This window comes from Bacillus sp. 2175, from assembly GCF_057812155.1.
Genome location: NZ_CM173819.1, coordinates 12,501 through 27,500 on the forward strand (window position 1 = coordinate 12,501; position 15,000 = coordinate 27,500).

14 protein-coding genes, 1 tRNA gene, 2 rRNA genes, 1 other RNA gene and 1 other annotated feature (2 of these 19 running past the window's edge) are annotated in these 15,000 nt (G+C 38.5%); of the genes, 14 read left to right on the forward strand and 4 right to left on the reverse strand.

What is annotated here, in order from left to right:
* Both ACXKY9_RS00050 and rrf read left to right on the forward strand, forming a co-directional pair.
* A 23S ribosomal RNA gene (locus ACXKY9_RS00050) occupies positions 1–1,252 on the forward strand (it extends 1,670 nt beyond the left edge of the window).
* A gap of 49 nt (positions 1,253–1,301) precedes the next feature.
* Positions 1,302–1,417 (forward strand): 5S ribosomal RNA (gene rrf / locus ACXKY9_RS00055).
* Between the two features lie 34 nt (positions 1,418–1,451).
* Here rrf and ACXKY9_RS00060 read toward each other — a convergent pair.
* A complete protein-coding gene (locus ACXKY9_RS00060) occupies positions 1,452–2,453 on the reverse strand; it encodes a YaaC family protein (protein WP_000554289.1) in 1,002 nt (333 codons plus the stop codon).
* 115 nt (positions 2,454–2,568) lie between these two features.
* Here ACXKY9_RS00060 and guaB point away from each other — a divergent pair, with 115 nt between their 5' ends.
* From guaB to ACXKY9_RS00095, 7 genes are all read left to right on the forward strand, one after another.
* Entirely contained in the window at positions 2,569–4,032 is a 1,464-nt protein-coding gene (guaB, locus tag ACXKY9_RS00065) for an IMP dehydrogenase (protein ID WP_000264088.1), read from the forward strand.
* Positions 4,033–4,145: 113 nt separating this feature from the next.
* Positions 4,146–5,453 carry a D-alanyl-D-alanine carboxypeptidase DacA gene (gene dacA, locus ACXKY9_RS00070; protein ID WP_125653127.1) on the forward strand — a complete coding sequence of 436 codons (1,308 nt, stop codon included), beginning with the start codon at positions 4,146–4,148 and terminating at the stop codon, positions 5,451–5,453.
* Positions 5,454–5,613: 160 nt separating this feature from the next.
* The gene (pdxS, locus tag ACXKY9_RS00075; RefSeq protein WP_000186165.1) at positions 5,614–6,501 is read left to right on the forward strand and encodes a pyridoxal 5'-phosphate synthase lyase subunit PdxS; all 888 of its coding nucleotides are present in this window, start codon (positions 5,614–5,616) and stop codon (positions 6,499–6,501) included.
* Between the two features lie 18 nt (positions 6,502–6,519).
* On the forward strand, positions 6,520–7,110 hold the full coding sequence (gene pdxT / locus ACXKY9_RS00080) for a pyridoxal 5'-phosphate synthase glutaminase subunit PdxT (protein WP_000238794.1): 591 nt from the start codon (positions 6,520–6,522) through the stop codon (positions 7,108–7,110).
* A gap of 54 nt (positions 7,111–7,164) precedes the next feature.
* Positions 7,165–7,386: a binding site (T-box leader), on the forward strand.
* 51 nt (positions 7,387–7,437) lie between these two features.
* Positions 7,438–8,712, forward strand: coding sequence for a serine--tRNA ligase (gene serS / locus ACXKY9_RS00085; protein WP_000884186.1), 1,275 nt, complete (start codon positions 7,438–7,440; stop codon positions 8,710–8,712).
* 154 nt (positions 8,713–8,866) lie between these two features.
* A tRNA-Ser gene (locus ACXKY9_RS00090) sits at positions 8,867–8,959 on the forward strand.
* Between the two features lie 166 nt (positions 8,960–9,125).
* Positions 9,126–9,518, forward strand: coding sequence for a sigma factor-like helix-turn-helix DNA-binding protein (locus ACXKY9_RS00095; protein ID WP_000364196.1), 393 nt, complete (start codon positions 9,126–9,128; stop codon positions 9,516–9,518).
* Positions 9,519–9,553: 35 nt separating this feature from the next.
* Here the strand turns inward: ACXKY9_RS00095 and ACXKY9_RS00100 are convergent, their stop codons facing one another.
* The 3 genes from ACXKY9_RS00100 to ACXKY9_RS00110 form a co-directional block, all read right to left on the reverse strand.
* Positions 9,554–10,222 carry a deoxynucleoside kinase gene (locus ACXKY9_RS00100; protein WP_001053588.1) on the reverse strand — a complete coding sequence of 223 codons (669 nt, stop codon included), beginning with the start codon at positions 10,220–10,222 and terminating at the stop codon, positions 9,554–9,556.
* Between the two features lie 2 nt (positions 10,223–10,224).
* Complete coding sequence (locus tag ACXKY9_RS00105) at positions 10,225–10,860, reverse strand: deoxynucleoside kinase (RefSeq protein ID WP_000148218.1); 636 nt, start codon at positions 10,858–10,860, stop codon at positions 10,225–10,227.
* A gap of 125 nt (positions 10,861–10,985) precedes the next feature.
* Positions 10,986–11,525: a cysteine hydrolase family protein gene (locus ACXKY9_RS00110; protein WP_000798712.1), complete on the reverse strand. Its 540-nt coding sequence runs from the start codon at positions 11,523–11,525 to the stop codon at positions 10,986–10,988.
* Between the two features lie 109 nt (positions 11,526–11,634).
* Here ACXKY9_RS00110 and tadA point away from each other — a divergent pair, with 109 nt between their 5' ends.
* The 5 genes from tadA to recR all read left to right on the forward strand — a co-directional run.
* Positions 11,635–12,135 (forward strand): tRNA adenosine(34) deaminase TadA, encoded by a 501-nt coding sequence (tadA, locus tag ACXKY9_RS00115; RefSeq protein WP_000434332.1) that lies wholly within the window; start codon positions 11,635–11,637, stop codon positions 12,133–12,135.
* 79 nt (positions 12,136–12,214) lie between these two features.
* Positions 12,215–12,479: signal recognition particle sRNA large type (ffs, locus tag ACXKY9_RS00120), an RNA gene on the forward strand.
* A 132-nt stretch (positions 12,480–12,611) separates the two neighbouring features.
* The gene (dnaX, locus tag ACXKY9_RS00125; protein WP_000121575.1) at positions 12,612–14,300 is read left to right on the forward strand and encodes a DNA polymerase III subunit gamma/tau; all 1,689 of its coding nucleotides are present in this window, start codon (positions 12,612–12,614) and stop codon (positions 14,298–14,300) included.
* A gap of 25 nt (positions 14,301–14,325) precedes the next feature.
* Positions 14,326–14,652, forward strand: coding sequence for a YbaB/EbfC family nucleoid-associated protein (locus tag ACXKY9_RS00130; protein WP_014894853.1), 327 nt, complete (start codon positions 14,326–14,328; stop codon positions 14,650–14,652).
* Between the two features lie 14 nt (positions 14,653–14,666).
* Positions 14,667–15,000: the 5' portion of a recombination protein RecR gene (gene recR / locus ACXKY9_RS00135; RefSeq protein ID WP_000559169.1), read on the forward strand. Its footprint extends 263 nt past the window's final position; 334 of the gene's 597 nt are visible here — the first part of the coding sequence; it begins with the start codon at positions 14,667–14,669; its stop codon lies off the right edge, out of view.

The window sequence follows — 15,000 nt, forward strand, 5'->3', positions numbered from 1 at the left end:
TAGGCGAGGAGAGAATCCTAAGGTGTGCGAGAGAACTCTGGTTAAGGAACTCGGCAAAATGACCCCGTAACTTCGGGAGAAGGGGTGCTTTCTTAACGGAAAGCCGCAGTGAATAGGCCCAAGCGACTGTTTAGCAAAAACACAGCTCTCTGCGAAGCCGTAAGGCGAAGTATAGGGGGTGACACCTGCCCGGTGCTGGAAGGTTAAGGAGAGGGGTTAGCGTAAGCGAAGCTCTGAACTGAAGCCCCAGTAAACGGCGGCCGTAACTATAACGGTCCTAAGGTAGCGAAATTCCTTGTCGGGTAAGTTCCGACCCGCACGAAAGGTGTAACGATTTGGGCACTGTCTCAACCAGAGACTCGGTGAAATTATAGTACCTGTGAAGATGCAGGTTACCCGCGACAGGACGGAAAGACCCCGTGGAGCTTTACTGTAGCCTGATATTGAATTTTGGTACAGTTTGTACAGGATAGGCGGGAGCCATTGAAACCGGAGCGCTAGCTTCGGTGGAGGCGCTGGTGGGATACCGCCCTGACTGTATTGAAATTCTAACCTACGGGTCTTATCGACCCGGGAGACAGTGTCAGGTGGGCAGTTTGACTGGGGCGGTCGCCTCCTAAAGTGTAACGGAGGCGCCCAAAGGTTCCCTCAGAATGGTTGGAAATCATTCGTAGAGTGCAAAGGCATAAGGGAGCTTGACTGCGAGACCTACAAGTCGAGCAGGGACGAAAGTCGGGCTTAGTGATCCGGTGGTTCCGCATGGAAGGGCCATCGCTCAACGGATAAAAGCTACCCCGGGGATAACAGGCTTATCTCCCCCAAGAGTCCACATCGACGGGGAGGTTTGGCACCTCGATGTCGGCTCATCGCATCCTGGGGCTGTAGTCGGTCCCAAGGGTTGGGCTGTTCGCCCATTAAAGCGGTACGCGAGCTGGGTTCAGAACGTCGTGAGACAGTTCGGTCCCTATCCGTCGTGGGCGTAGGAAATTTGAGAGGAGCTGTCCTTAGTACGAGAGGACCGGGATGGACGCACCGCTGGTGTACCAGTTGTTCTGCCAAGGGCATAGCTGGGTAGCTATGTGCGGAAGGGATAAGTGCTGAAAGCATCTAAGCATGAAGCCCCCCTCAAGATGAGATTTCCCATAGCGTAAGCTAGTAAGATCCCTGAAAGATGATCAGGTTGATAGGTTCGAGGTGGAAGCATGGTGACATGTGGAGCTGACGAATACTAATAGATCGAGGACTTAACCATATAATATGTAGCAAATGTTATCTAGTTTTGAAGGAATATGCCTTCATAGTTTGGTGATGATGGCAGAGAGGTCACACCCGTTCCCATACCGAACACGGAAGTTAAGCTCTCTAGCGCCGATGGTAGTTGGGACCTTGTCCCTGTGAGAGTAGGACGTCGCCAAGCAACTAAAAACACAAGTCATTTGACTTGTGTTTTTTTATTTCCCATGAAATAGATTTGGTTCCATTAATAAAAAATTTGAAATATAGTAAGGGATTTTTTGAGCAGAAATACTTAGAAATTGATAAATAAATGGATAATCTTCAGAACCATAACTGCCAAGTAAGTCATACCACCAATCTGTTTCATACCTAGAAATCATGCTTAAATTATAGAGCAATAAATAATGAATGAGGAGTTCAGGTAATATTGGCTTAGGATTTCTAGGATCAGTCGTAAGTGGCAAATAATAAGTATTAGTAAGATGTTCATAGTATAAAGGAGTACTGTACATAGGATTCCATGATTGAACGGGCGCCGTAAAAAGTAAATTCGATTCATTAGTCTTCTCAGGTACGTGCTGTATTGATAAATGCTTACAAGATGTTTCAATGTAACGAGAAAATCTCTCTTTAGTCATATGTAATCGATCTAGTAGGTTGACTGAAAAGGAGAGCTCATTTTTAATTGTTGAATCGATTTTATATAAAGTTGATCCTTTTTGACTATAACGAAATAAATTTTGTAATTCTGGAATATTTCCCATTAATTCTAACATGTTAAATTTTTCTGCTTCTAAGTGTTTCATGTGAAACAGTTGTTCTGCAACATGAGTAAATAATCCGTTTTTTTGTACCTTCACCTCATCTTCTAAAAATTGATACCCTTGTTTTTTTCGTTTGCGAGTTGTAACGCCATGAGCTAAAACAGTAGTGGATTCAGGATAGTTAGGGTCAATAGTTAGTAGGCATGCTTTAAAAAGTTGACTAATTCCATAAAATAACAACATTGGTTGAATGGAAAATGGAGCTGTCTTATATAATTCATAATAATTTTTCCCGTGTTCTAAGTAATAAATAAAGGGATAACAATTTTCAAAACTTTTTTTTTCGGCATCCTGAATAGAGGATTTTTCGTAACAACGGGCAAGATAACGTTGTACGTTTTGAGATGAAAAAAAGAAACTTAACTGCTGCCAAGTACAAGATGTTTGATGCATATATTACGCTCCTTTTATTGTCTAAAAATTCTAACATATATATACGTCCTTGACAGTATTTTAACCAATTGATAAGCTACTAATAATAATTTCTGGTATCATAGGGGGAACAATTATGTGGGAATCTAAATTTGTTAAAGAAGGTTTGACTTTTGATGATGTATTACTTGTACCAGCTAGGTCAGATATATTACCAAGAGAAGTAAGTGTTAAAACAGTTTTATCTGAAAGCTTACAGCTAAATATCCCGTTAATTAGTGCAGGAATGGATACAGTAACAGAAGCTGACATGGCTATTGCAATGGCTCGCCAGGGTGGTTTAGGAATTATTCATAAGAATATGTCTATTGAGCAACAAGCAGAGCAAGTTGATAAAGTAAAGCGCTCTGAAAGCGGCGTTATTTCAGATCCTTTCTTCTTAACTCCAGAACATCAAGTATATGATGCAGAACATCTTATGGGAAAATATCGTATCTCAGGTGTACCGGTTGTAAATAATTTAGATGAGCGAAAATTAGTTGGTATTATTACAAACCGTGATATGCGCTTCATCCAAGACTACTCAATCAAAATTTCTGACGTAATGACAAAAGAACAATTAATTACAGCTCCAGTTGGTACTACACTGGAAGAAGCTGAAAAGATCCTACAAAAGTATAAAATTGAAAAACTCCCTCTTGTTGATAATAACGGTGTATTACAAGGGCTTATTACAATAAAAGATATTGAAAAAGTAATTGAATTCCCAAACTCTGCTAAAGATAAGCAAGGACGCTTATTAGTTGGAGCAGCAGTTGGTGTAACAGCGGATGCTATGCTTCGCATCGATGCATTAGTAAAAGCTAGTGTAGATGCAATTGTACTTGATACAGCACATGGGCATTCTAAAGGTGTTATTGATAAGGTAAAAGAAGTTCGTGCTAAATATCCATCACTAAATATTATCGCTGGAAATGTTGCTACTGCTGAAGCAACGAAAGCACTAATTGAAGCTGGTGCAAACGTAGTTAAAGTTGGTATTGGACCAGGTTCTATTTGTACAACACGCGTTGTAGCCGGTGTTGGTGTACCACAATTAACTGCGGTTTATGATTGTGCAACAGAAGCTCGTAAACACGGCATTCCAGTTATTGCTGATGGCGGTATTAAGTACTCTGGTGATATGGTGAAAGCTTTAGCGGCAGGAGCACATGTTGTTATGCTAGGTAGCATGTTTGCAGGTGTTGCAGAAAGCCCTGGAGAAACTGAAATTTACCAAGGTCGTCAATTTAAAGTGTATCGTGGTATGGGTTCTGTCGGTGCGATGGAAAAAGGAAGTAAAGATCGTTACTTCCAAGAAGGCAATAAAAAACTTGTCCCAGAAGGTATTGAAGGACGAGTACCATATAAAGGACCTTTAGCAGATACAGTTCACCAATTAGTTGGTGGCTTACGTGCAGGTATGGGATATTGCGGAGCACAGGATTTAGAATTCTTACGCGAAAATGCACAATTCATTCGTATGTCAGGTGCTGGCTTACGTGAAAGTCATCCTCATCACGTACAAATTACAAAAGAGGCTCCAAACTACTCATTATAATGTCTTATATACAAATAGACAGAGATTTGATATCTCTGTCTATTTTTTTTTGATTATGTTAGAATAACGGTTATGTGAGTACATAGATATTGGGGGTAGCAAAAGTGAAAGGTATGTTTTGCAAAAGATTCATTGCTTTGGTAACAGTGCTTACACTAGCTTGTAGCATTTTTATGCCATATAGCAATGCATCAGCTGAAACAGGAGCCGCTTTAAACATTGAAGCAGGTGCGGCAATTTTAGTAGAAGCGAATTCTGGGAAAATTTTATATCAAAAGAATGCAGATGAATTATTATCCATTGCTAGTATGACAAAGATGATGAGTGAATATTTAGTTCACGAAGCAGTGGATAAAGGAAAACTTAAGTGGGACCAGAAAATTAAGGTTTCTGAATATGCATATAAGGTTTCACAAGATGCTTCATTATCAAATGTTGCATTAGAAAATGGTGGCTCTTATACAGTAAAAGAGTTATACGAGGCAATGGCAATCTTTTCTGCAAATGGTGCAACAATTGCATTAGCAGAAGCAATTGCAGGTAAAGAAGTAGACTTCGTAAAAATGATGAATGATAAATCGAAAGAACTAGGGTTGAAAAATTATAAATTTGTCAATTCTACAGGTTTAACGAATAAAGATTTAAAGGGAATGCATCCTGAAGGAACAACAGCGGATGAAGAAAATAAAATGTCTGCAAAGGATGTTGCAACTTTAGCACAACATTTAATTAAAGATTATCCAAAAGTGTTAGATACAGCAAAAATCCCTAAAAAAGAATTCCGTCCAGAAAAAGAGAAGTTTGCAATGTCGAACTGGAACTGGATGTTAAAGGGCTTAGTTAAAGAATATGATGGCGTAGACGGCCTAAAAACAGGCTCAACTCCAGAGGCAGGAGATTGCTTCACTGGTACGGTTGAAAGAAACGGAATGCGTTTTATTTCTGTAGTTATTAAAACAAGTTCTCATACAGCACGTTTTGATGAAACAAAGAAGCTATATGATTATGGATTTGCTAACTTTGAAGTAAAACAAATGTATAAAAAAGGTTCTTCAGTAAAAGGACAAGAAACAGTACGAGTAGAAAATGCGAAAGATAAAGATGTAGCAGTTCAAACGAAACAAGCTATTTCACTTCCAGTGCCAAAAGGAAGTAAAGATGTTTATAAAACGGAATTAAAAGAATCAAGCAAGGGACAAGAAGCACCTATTAAAAAGGGAGCTGCGCTTGGTCAAATGGTAATTACGCCAAAAGATACAAACGACCCTGGATTTTTAACTGGTAAGTCACTGCAAGTGGATCTTGTAACAACATCTGAAGTAGAAGAAGCAAACTGGTTTACTCGTGCTATGCGCGGAATTGGTTCATTCTTTAGTGGCATGTGGAATAGTGCTGTTGATACAGTAAAAGGTTGGTTTTAAAAGCTCCTCATGATAGGAGCTTTTTTTTATTCCTATTTTTCATACCGACTTTATGAAAAAGTAGTAGACAAGCATCTGATAGTTAGTGGTAGAATGTAAGAGTATTCTTAATTTTCGCCTTTAACGGGGGAAAGCAATTCACCTAGGGGGGTTTTTGTACATGACAAATGTAACAGGGACAGAACGTGTAAAACGTGGAATGGCAGAAATGCAAAAAGGCGGCGTTATTATGGACGTAGTTAACGCTGAACAAGCAAAAATTGCAGAAGAGGCAGGCGCAGTTGCCGTTATGGCATTAGAGCGTGTACCAGCAGATATTCGTGCAGCAGGTGGCGTTTCTCGTATGGCAGACCCAACAATTGTTGAAGAAGTTATGGGTGCGGTGTCAATTCCGGTTATGGCAAAATGCCGTATCGGTCACCTTGTAGAAGCACGTGTATTAGAATCATTAGGGGTAGACTATATCGATGAGAGTGAAGTATTAACTCCTGCTGATGAAGTATACCATTTAAATAAACGTGATTACACAGTTCCATTTGTATGTGGTTGCCGTGATATCGGAGAAGCTGCACGTCGTATTGCAGAAGGTGCATCTATGCTTCGTACAAAAGGTGAACCAGGAACAGGAAACATTGTAGAGGCAGTGCGTCATATGCGCCAAGTCAATGCAGAAATCCGTCAAGTTGCGAGTCTACGTGAAGATGAGTTAATGACATATGCAAAAAATACTGGCGCTCCTTACGAAGTATTACTTGAAATTAAACGTCTTGGTCGCTTACCAGTTGTAAACTTTGCGGCAGGTGGTGTAGCAACACCAGCAGATGCAGCATTAATGATGCAACTTGGTGCTGATGGGGTATTTGTTGGATCTGGTATCTTCAAATCAGAAAACCCAGAGAAATTTGCACGTGCAATCGTTGAAGCAACGACTCATTATGAAGATTACGAACTAATTGCAAGCCTTTCTAAAGGATTAGGTAATGCAATGAAGGGTGTCGAAATTTCAACGTTATTACCAGAACAACGCATGCAAGAGCGTGGATGGTAATTAAAGGAGAACTTTAAAATGGTGAAAATCGGTGTACTAGGTCTTCAAGGTGCAGTTCGTGAGCATGTAAAATCAGTTGAAGCAAGTGGTGCAGAAGCTGTTGTTGTAAAGCGTATAGAGCAACTTGAAGAGATTGATGGTCTTATTTTACCAGGCGGTGAAAGTACAACAATGCGCCGTCTTATTGATAAGTATGCTTTCATGGAACCACTTCGTACATTTGCAAAGTCTGGTAAACCAATGTTTGGTACATGTGCAGGGATGATTCTTCTTGCGAAAACACTTATTGGCTATGAAAAAGCACATATTGGTGCTATGGATATTACAGTTGAGCGCAATGCGTTCGGACGCCAAAAGGATAGTTTTGAAGCTGCGCTTTCAATTGAAGGCGTGGGTGAAGACTTCATTGGTGTATTTATCCGTGCGCCGTATGTTGTAGAAGTAGCTGATAATGTTGAAGTGCTTTCTAAGCATGGTGACCGAATGGTAGCGGTAAGACAAGATCAGTTTTTAGCTGCTTCATTCCATCCGGAATTAACAGATGATCATCGTGTGACAGCATACTTTGTTGAAATGGTAAAAGAAGCGAAAATGAAAAAAGTTGTATAAGTAACTTGCAACTTGTATAAGATTATAGTAAATTGATGGTAACAATTTTATAAAATAAGCGTGTTGATAGGAAATAGTAACAAATGTCGTTTCTTATAGAGAGTCGATGGTTGGTGGAAATCGATAGAAACAGTTTGTGAATCCATCCTGGAATGGAATGTGGAATATCTTTTGGATTAGTAAGCATTCCCGGTGAAGAGCCGTTATTTCTACTTGAGAGGAAAGCGGTAATGCTTTCAACTAGGGTGGCAACGCGGGTTAACTCCCGTCCCTTTATATAGGGACGGGAGTTTTTTGTGTTTTATAAAATAAAAGGAGGAGTATATAATGCTTGATATTAAATTTTTACGTACAAACTTTGAAGAAGTAAAAGCGAAATTACAGCATAGAGGCGAAGATTTAACTGATTTCGGCCGTTTTGAAGAACTTGATACGAGAAGAAGAGAACTACTTGTTCAGACAGAAGAATTAAAAAGTAAACGTAACGAAGTATCTCAACAAATTTCTGTATTAAAGCGCGAAAAGAAAGATGCAGAGGCTCTAATTTTAGAAATGCGTGAGGTTGGAGAAAAAGTAAAGGATCTTGATAACGAACTTCGTACAGTTGAAGAAGACTTAGAAAGATTAATGTTATCTATTCCAAATATCCCTCATGAATCTGCTCCAGTTGGTGAAACAGAGGATGATAATGTAGTAGCACGTACTTGGGGAGAAGTGAAAGAATTTACTTTTGAGCCAAAACCACATTGGGATCTTGCTACTGATTTAGGAATTTTAGATTTTGAACGCGCTGGGAAAGTAACAGGAAGCCGCTTCGTATTTTACAAAGGTGCTGGTGCAAGATTAGAGCGTGCTTTAATTAGCTTTATGCTTGATCTTCATACTGATGAGCATGGATATGAAGAAGTATTACCTCCATATATGGTAAACCGTGCAAGTATGACGGGAACAGGACAACTTCCAAAGTTTGAAGAAGATGCATTCCGTATTGAAAGTGAAGATTACTTCTTAATTCCAACAGCTGAAGTACCTGTAACGAATATGCATCGTGATGAGATTTTAAATAAAGAGCAATTGCCTATAAGATATGCTGCATTTAGCTCTTGCTTCCGTTCTGAAGCAGGTTCAGCTGGTCGTGATACACGTGGTTTAATTCGCCAGCATCAGTTCAATAAAGTAGAGCTTGTGAAGTTCGTAAAACCAGAAGATTCTTATGAAGAATTAGAAAAATTAACAAATGATGCAGAACGCGTGTTACAATTATTAGAGTTGCCATATCGCGTTATGAGCATGTGCACAGGCGATTTAGGATTTACAGCAGCGAAGAAATACGATATTGAAGTATGGATTCCAAGCTATGGCACATATCGTGAAATTTCTTCTTGTAGTAATTTTGAAGCTTTCCAAGCGAGACGTGCAAATATCCGTTTCCGCCGTGAGCCAAATGGAAAACCAGAACATGTTCATACATTAAATGGATCTGGTCTTGCGATCGGACGTACGGTTGCAGCTATTTTAGAGAACTACCAACAAGAAGATGGTACAATTATAATTCCAGAAGTTCTTCGCCCTTATATGGGAGGAAAAACAGTTATTAAGTAAATTTAAACATTCATCGGTATGAGTGATTGGTAATTATGAGCGTTGTCAGTACTGTAATGTAGGAAGGGAAAAGTAAAATTTTCCTTTCCTCATAATTTATTTTAGTAGGGTTGACTAACTGTTTTTCTTTTGATATTATATTTGATGTCAATATGGAGGTATACCCAAGTCTGGCTGAAGGGATCGGTCTTGAAAACCGACAGGCGGCGAGAGTCGCGCGGGGGTTCGAATCCCTCTACCTCCTCCAGATATAATTGACAACAGCGCATATAAGTGGAGATTGGAGAACTCGTTACCAACACGTAACGAGTTTTTATTTTAAAACCAATCATAAAGTATGGTGTAAGGTAATTTTGTCCTTATTACACACTCATATTCCGATGATTATCTTCATAGATATGAAAGGAGTCAACATGGATCTTATTATACAAACGTTTCCTTTAGATGGAAAAACTTTATATTATGTACAATGTCCTGTCTGTAAGAACAATAGAATTTTAAACAGTGGTGCAAACGTATCACGCATTATTAGTGATGATACATTCCGTAAACTTTGTGGTTGTACTTGTGATGTAAAACAAGCTACGAGTAAAGTAGAGGCGCCAAAACAAGTTAAAAAAGCAGCTGTAAAGAAAGCGGCGGCTCCAAAACGTACAGGTAAAGTATTAACGGCAGTAATTAACGGGAAAGAAATGACTGTTAAAGAGATTGCTGAAGCATACGATATTAGTACAAGTACGGTTCGTCAGCGCATTAACGCAGGAAAACCTGAGAGTGAAATTATTGCTCCAACAAAGAAGAAGTAATTTAATAGGAAAACCCGTGCATATGCACGGGTTTTTTATTTTACAAGTTTACGTGTTTGTTTTAAAAAATGGCCAATTTTTTTAATGATTGGTTCGATTGAATCACCATCTTTTAAAATATCGTACTCATTAATATTTAAGCGTAATACAGGGCATGAATTAAAGTTGTTAATCCAGTTTTCATAACGTCCATGCATTTCTTTCCAGTACTCAATTGGTGTTTGCTGTTCCATTGGGCGCCCGCGTTCTTGAATACGATCGACAATATCATCGAAAGAACCTTCTAAGTAAATTAATAAGTCTGGATGACGGAAGTAAGGAGTCATGACCATAGCGTCAAATAAACCTTTGTATGTTTCATAATCAGTTTCCGTCATTGTTCCTTTTTCATGATGCATCTTTGCGAAAATTCCAGTGTCTTCGTAAATGGAACGATCTTGAACAAAACTGCCACCATATTCAAAAATTCTTTTTTGTTCCTTAAATCGTTCTGCTAAAAAGTACACTTGTAGGTGGAAGCTCCAACGAGTGAAGTCCGCATAGAACTTGTCCAAATATGGATTGGAATCTACTTTTTCAAATGATGTGCGATAACCTAAAGCATTAGCTAATGCAGTTGTCATAGTTGATTTACCCACACCTACCGTTCCGGCGATAGTGATTACTGCGTCATTGGGTATATCATATTTTTGCCTTAAATTCATTATTATTTCGACTCCTTTAAGAGAGTATTTTGAAGGGCAGATAGGATGACGTTTAAATCATCAGGATTTTTTACAAAATCCATATCGTCTCCATTAAATTTCAATACTGGTATTTCCGGATGATCTTTTTTAAAAGCATCCATTGCTGTTTCATAATCTTTTGTGAGCTGTAGTAAGTAATTTGGATCCATGTTTTTTTCAAATTCTCTTCCGCGCATGGCGATTCGTTTTTGCAATGTTTCTAGGCTAGCTGTTAAATAAACAATGACATTTGGCACAGGCATATCTTGTGTAAGGATACGATAAATTTGCATGTATTTGTCATATTGGGAGTCTTTTAATGTGCGGGATGCAAAAATTAAATTTTTAAAGATATGGTAATCCGCTACTACTGGTTTCCTTTGATTCAAATACTTTATGTTAATGTCTTCTAATTGTTTGTATCTATTACAAAGAAAGAACATCTCTGTTTGAAAACTCCATTCGTCGATGTCTTCATAGAACTTTCCTAAAAAGGGATTTTCATCAACAATCTCTTTTAGTAAGTGGAGTTGCATGTGAGTTGAAATTTCCTTCGCAAGTGAAGTTTTTCCAACACCAATTGGTCCTTCAACCGTGATAAATGGTACTCCGGTCACGCTGTTTCCTCCTTTCAATCAGTGATTTACCGTGACTACTAAAAACACAAAACAGAATTATTGTAGCACAAGAGGGAAGCGAGCGGGTTAATTTGATATAAAAAGTTAGAAAATAGATATATGTATTAATTAAATTTTATTTTGGTTGATGATGTTATAGTTGCTTTCAATGTAGTTTCCATTATTTTTAAAGCATGTATATTATCTTGGTCGTTGTTAGAGGCGATACAATCCTCTGGTACATACAATGTATAATTTCTCATATGAGCATCATTAGCTGTAAATAGGATACATATATTTCCGGCAACCCCTGTTAATATTAGATTTTCTATTTTTAAATAACCTAGTAATGAATTTAAAGGTGTTTCATAAAAAGCGGAATAATGTGGTTTAATAAAAATGTAATCATCAGAACTTGGAGCAATCTTATGGATTATGTTTTCGCTATATTCATTTGTACAATGAGTAATAAGTTGGTCGATATCAGATCTCCACAGTTGATAATGGTCATTAACGTAAATTATAGGACAGCCGAAGGATTTCATTTTTTTCTTTAATTGTAAAATAGGGTTTGTTATAATTTCACATTTTTTAGCTAGAATGGGTCCGTGGGAAAATTGAAAGTCATTAATCATATCGATAATGAGCAAGGCGGTATTTTTCATATGTAATCCCCTCTCTTTTTTCTTTTAGGGTGGATTGAATTTGTAAAAGTTATCCCCTGTGTAGTAAATGGAAATAAGTGTACTTTATTTGTAATGAAAGGACTATGTTATGGAACAAGATCAAGATATTTATTTTATGCAATTAGCGATAGAAGAAGCTAAAAAGGCAGAGGAAATACAGGAAGTACCAATTGGAGCAGTTATAGTGTTAGATGGTGAGGTAATTAGTGTTGCCCATAATTTAAGGGAAACTGAGCAGAGATCAATAGCTCATGCTGAGTTGCTAGCGATAGATGAGGCGTGTAAAAAATTAGGGACATGGCGTTTAGAAGATGCAACACTGTATGTAACATTAGAACCTTGTCCAATGTGTGCAGGTGGAATTGTTTTATCACGAGTGAAGCGAGTTGTATATGGTGCAAGTGATCCGAAGGGCGGATGTGCAGGGACATTGATGAATCTTTTAACGGATGAACGCTTCAATCATCAATGTGAAGTAGTATCTGGTGTATTAGAGGAAGAATGCGGTACGTTGTTAACAAGCTTTTTTAGAGAGCTTCGTAAAAAAAGAAAAGCAATAAAAAAATTAGAGAAGAATACTGGGAACTAACGTATTTGCATTTTATAAAGAAACAAGTTATACTGATAATGCCTTTAATGAAGGCAACCGAATATTGGTTTTAACTTTGCCGTGCTAAGCGGGGAGGTAGCGGTGCCCTATACTCGCAATCCGCTCTAGCGAGGCCGAATCCCCTCTCGAGGTTATGTTGCTGTAAGGTCTGCCTTAAGTAAGTGGTGTTGACGTTTGGGTCCTGCGCAACGGGACCCCGTGAACCTTGTCAGGTCCGGAAGGAAGCAGCAATAAGCGGGTCTTCTCGTGTGCCGCAGGAGTGCCTGAACCGAGCTAACTGCTTGAGTAACGCTTATGGTACGTAATCGACGGAGGGTGCACGGCAGTTATATATGTATACAAAACTCACCTTAATACAAAGGTGAGTTTTTTGTATAGAAAATAACTTTTGGAATCTATAAACAGAATGGGTTATAATAAATGAGATAATAACCTTTGAGGGAGGCCGTATTTTCGTGTCATACCAAGCGTTATACCGAACATGGAGACCGCAAAAGTTCGAAGATGTAGTCGGTCAAAAGCACGTGACAAAAACGTTGCAAAATGCCCTTCTTCAAGAGAAAGTTTCACATGCTTATTTATTTTCTGGCCCGAGGGGAACAGGAAAAACGACAATTGCAAAAGTATTTGCAAAAGCAATTAACTGTGAACATGCTCCGGTAGCTGAACCTTGTAATGAATGTCCTTCTTGTTTAGGAATTACACAAGGATCCATTTCAGATGTATTAGAAATTGATGCGGCTTCAAATAACGGTGTAGATGAAATTCGAGATATTAGAGATAAAGTAAAATATGCTCCAAGTGCTGTAGAATATAAAGTATACATTATTGATGAAGTTCACATGCTTTCTATGGGTGCATTCAATGCGCTTTTAAAAACCTTAGAAGAGCCGCCAGGACATGTTATCTTTATTTTGGCGACAACAGAACCTCATAAGATCCCGCCTACAATTATTTCACGTTGTCAGCGTTTTGAATTCCGAAAAATATCAGTGAATGATATTGTTGAGAGATTATCAACGGTCGTGACAAATGAAGGTACGCAAGTGGAAGATGAGGCATTACAAATTGTTGCGCGTGCTGCTGAAGGTGGTATGCGTGACGCACTTAGTCTTATTGATCAGGCTATATCTTATAGTGATGAGACCGTTACGACAGAAGATGTATTGGCCGTAACAGGATCTGTTTCTCAGCAATACTTAGGCAATTTAGTAGAATGCATACGTGAAAATGATGTATCAAGAGCATTGCAAATCATAGATGAAATGATGAGTAAAGGGAAGGATCCAGTTCGTTTTATGGAGGATTTCATTTACTATTATCGTGATATGCTTTTATATCAAACTTCACCGCAACTAGAACATATGTTGGAACGAGTAATTGTAGATGATCAATTCCGTAAGTTGAGTGAAGAAATGCAACCGGAAGTGATCTATGAGATTATTCATACCCTTAGTAAGGGACAACAGGAAATGAAGTGGACAAATCATCCGCGTATTTTCTTAGAAGTTGTTATGGTGCAATTGTGTCAACAGTTTATGATGCAAGCAAATGGTACAGATCGTTTGCAAGCAATTATGAACAGGATGCAGCAACTGGAGAAAGAGTTAGAGCAAGTTAAAAAGAACGGTGTGCCAGCTGGTGTACAACAGGAAGTAAGAGAGACACGTGCAACACCAAAGCCGGTAAGAACAGGAAGTATGAAGATTCCTGTCGGACGTGTAAATGAAGTATTAAAACAAGCGAAGCGTCAAGATTTAGAACAATTAAAAGCTGTATGGGGTGAGTTGTTAGGAAGACTCAAATCATATAACAAAGTAGCGTTTGCTGTTTTACTAGAAAATAGCGAACCAGTGGCAGCTTCAGATGACACTTACGTTTTAGCATTTCAATATGAGATTCACTGTAAGATGGCGAGCGAAAATCGAGAAGCTATGGATACAGTAGAACAAGCTTTATTTGAATTGCTAAGTAAAAGGTTAAATATGATTGCCATTCCAAAAAGTGAATGGGGTAAAATCCGTGAAGACTTTTTACAACGTGAAGGTGGAGAGTCTGAAGAAAGCCCAGAGAAAAAGGAAGATCCTCTTATAGAAGAGGCAGTGAAATTAGTAGGGCAAGAACTCATTGAAATAAAAGAGTAATAATAATTAGGAGGAATTAATTATGATGCGTGGCGGAATGGGAAATATGAATAACATGATGAAACAAATGCAAAAGATGCAAAAGGACATGGCGAAAGCACAAGAAGAGCTTGGTGAAAAAACAGTTGAAGGTACAGCTGGCGGCGGAATGATTACAGTTATCGCAAATGGTCACAAGCAAATTCTTGAAGTGAAGATTAAAGAAGAAGTTGTAGATCCAGAAGATATCGAAATGCTACAAGACTTAGTATTAGCTGCAACAAATGATGCACTTAAAAAGGCTGATGAGCTTTCAAACTCTACAATGGGTAAATTTACAAAAGGCTTAAACTTACCAGGTGGAATGTTCTAGGAGGATATTGATACATGCATTATCCAGAACCAATATCAAAACTAATCGATAGTTTTATGAAGTTGCCAGGTATCGGACCGAAAACAGCGGTTCGATTGGCATTTTTCGTATTAGATATGAAAGAAGATGATGTGTTAGGTTTCGCGAAAGCACTTGTAAATGCGAAGCGAGATTTAGCGTACTGTTCTGTATGCGGACATATTACTGATCGTGATCCTTGTTATATTTGTAATGATTCACATCGAGATCAATCAGTTGTTTGTGTCGTACAAGAACCGAAAGATGTAATCGCGATGGAAAAAATGAAAGAGTATCAAGGTGTATATCATGTGTTACGTGGTGCGATTT

What these genes read in the sequence shown, in the direction of transcription:
- ACXKY9_RS00130 (WP_014894853.1), top strand. Translation starts at nt 14,326, where the DNA reads ATGCGTGGCGGAATGGGAAATATGAATAACATGATGAAACAAATGCAA.
- dacA (WP_125653127.1), top strand. Translation starts at nt 4,146, where the DNA reads ATGTTTTGCAAAAGATTCATTGCTTTGGTAACAGTGCTTACACTAGCT.
- guaB (WP_000264088.1), top strand. Translation starts at nt 2,569, where the DNA reads ATGTGGGAATCTAAATTTGTTAAAGAAGGTTTGACTTTTGATGATGTA.
- ACXKY9_RS00110 (WP_000798712.1), bottom strand. Translation starts at nt 11,525, where the DNA reads ATGAAAAATACCGCCTTGCTCATTATCGATATGATTAATGACTTTCAA.
- pdxT (WP_000238794.1), top strand. Translation starts at nt 6,520, where the DNA reads ATGGTGAAAATCGGTGTACTAGGTCTTCAAGGTGCAGTTCGTGAGCAT.
- serS (WP_000884186.1), top strand. Translation starts at nt 7,438, where the DNA reads ATGCTTGATATTAAATTTTTACGTACAAACTTTGAAGAAGTAAAAGCG.
- ACXKY9_RS00100 (WP_001053588.1), bottom strand. Translation starts at nt 10,222, where the DNA reads ATGAATTTAAGGCAAAAATATGATATACCCAATGACGCAGTAATCACT.
- ACXKY9_RS00060 (WP_000554289.1), bottom strand. Translation starts at nt 2,453, where the DNA reads ATGCATCAAACATCTTGTACTTGGCAGCAGTTAAGTTTCTTTTTTTCA.
- tadA (WP_000434332.1), top strand. Translation starts at nt 11,635, where the DNA reads ATGGAACAAGATCAAGATATTTATTTTATGCAATTAGCGATAGAAGAA.
- ACXKY9_RS00095 (WP_000364196.1), top strand. Translation starts at nt 9,126, where the DNA reads ATGGATCTTATTATACAAACGTTTCCTTTAGATGGAAAAACTTTATAT.
- pdxS (WP_000186165.1), top strand. Translation starts at nt 5,614, where the DNA reads ATGACAAATGTAACAGGGACAGAACGTGTAAAACGTGGAATGGCAGAA.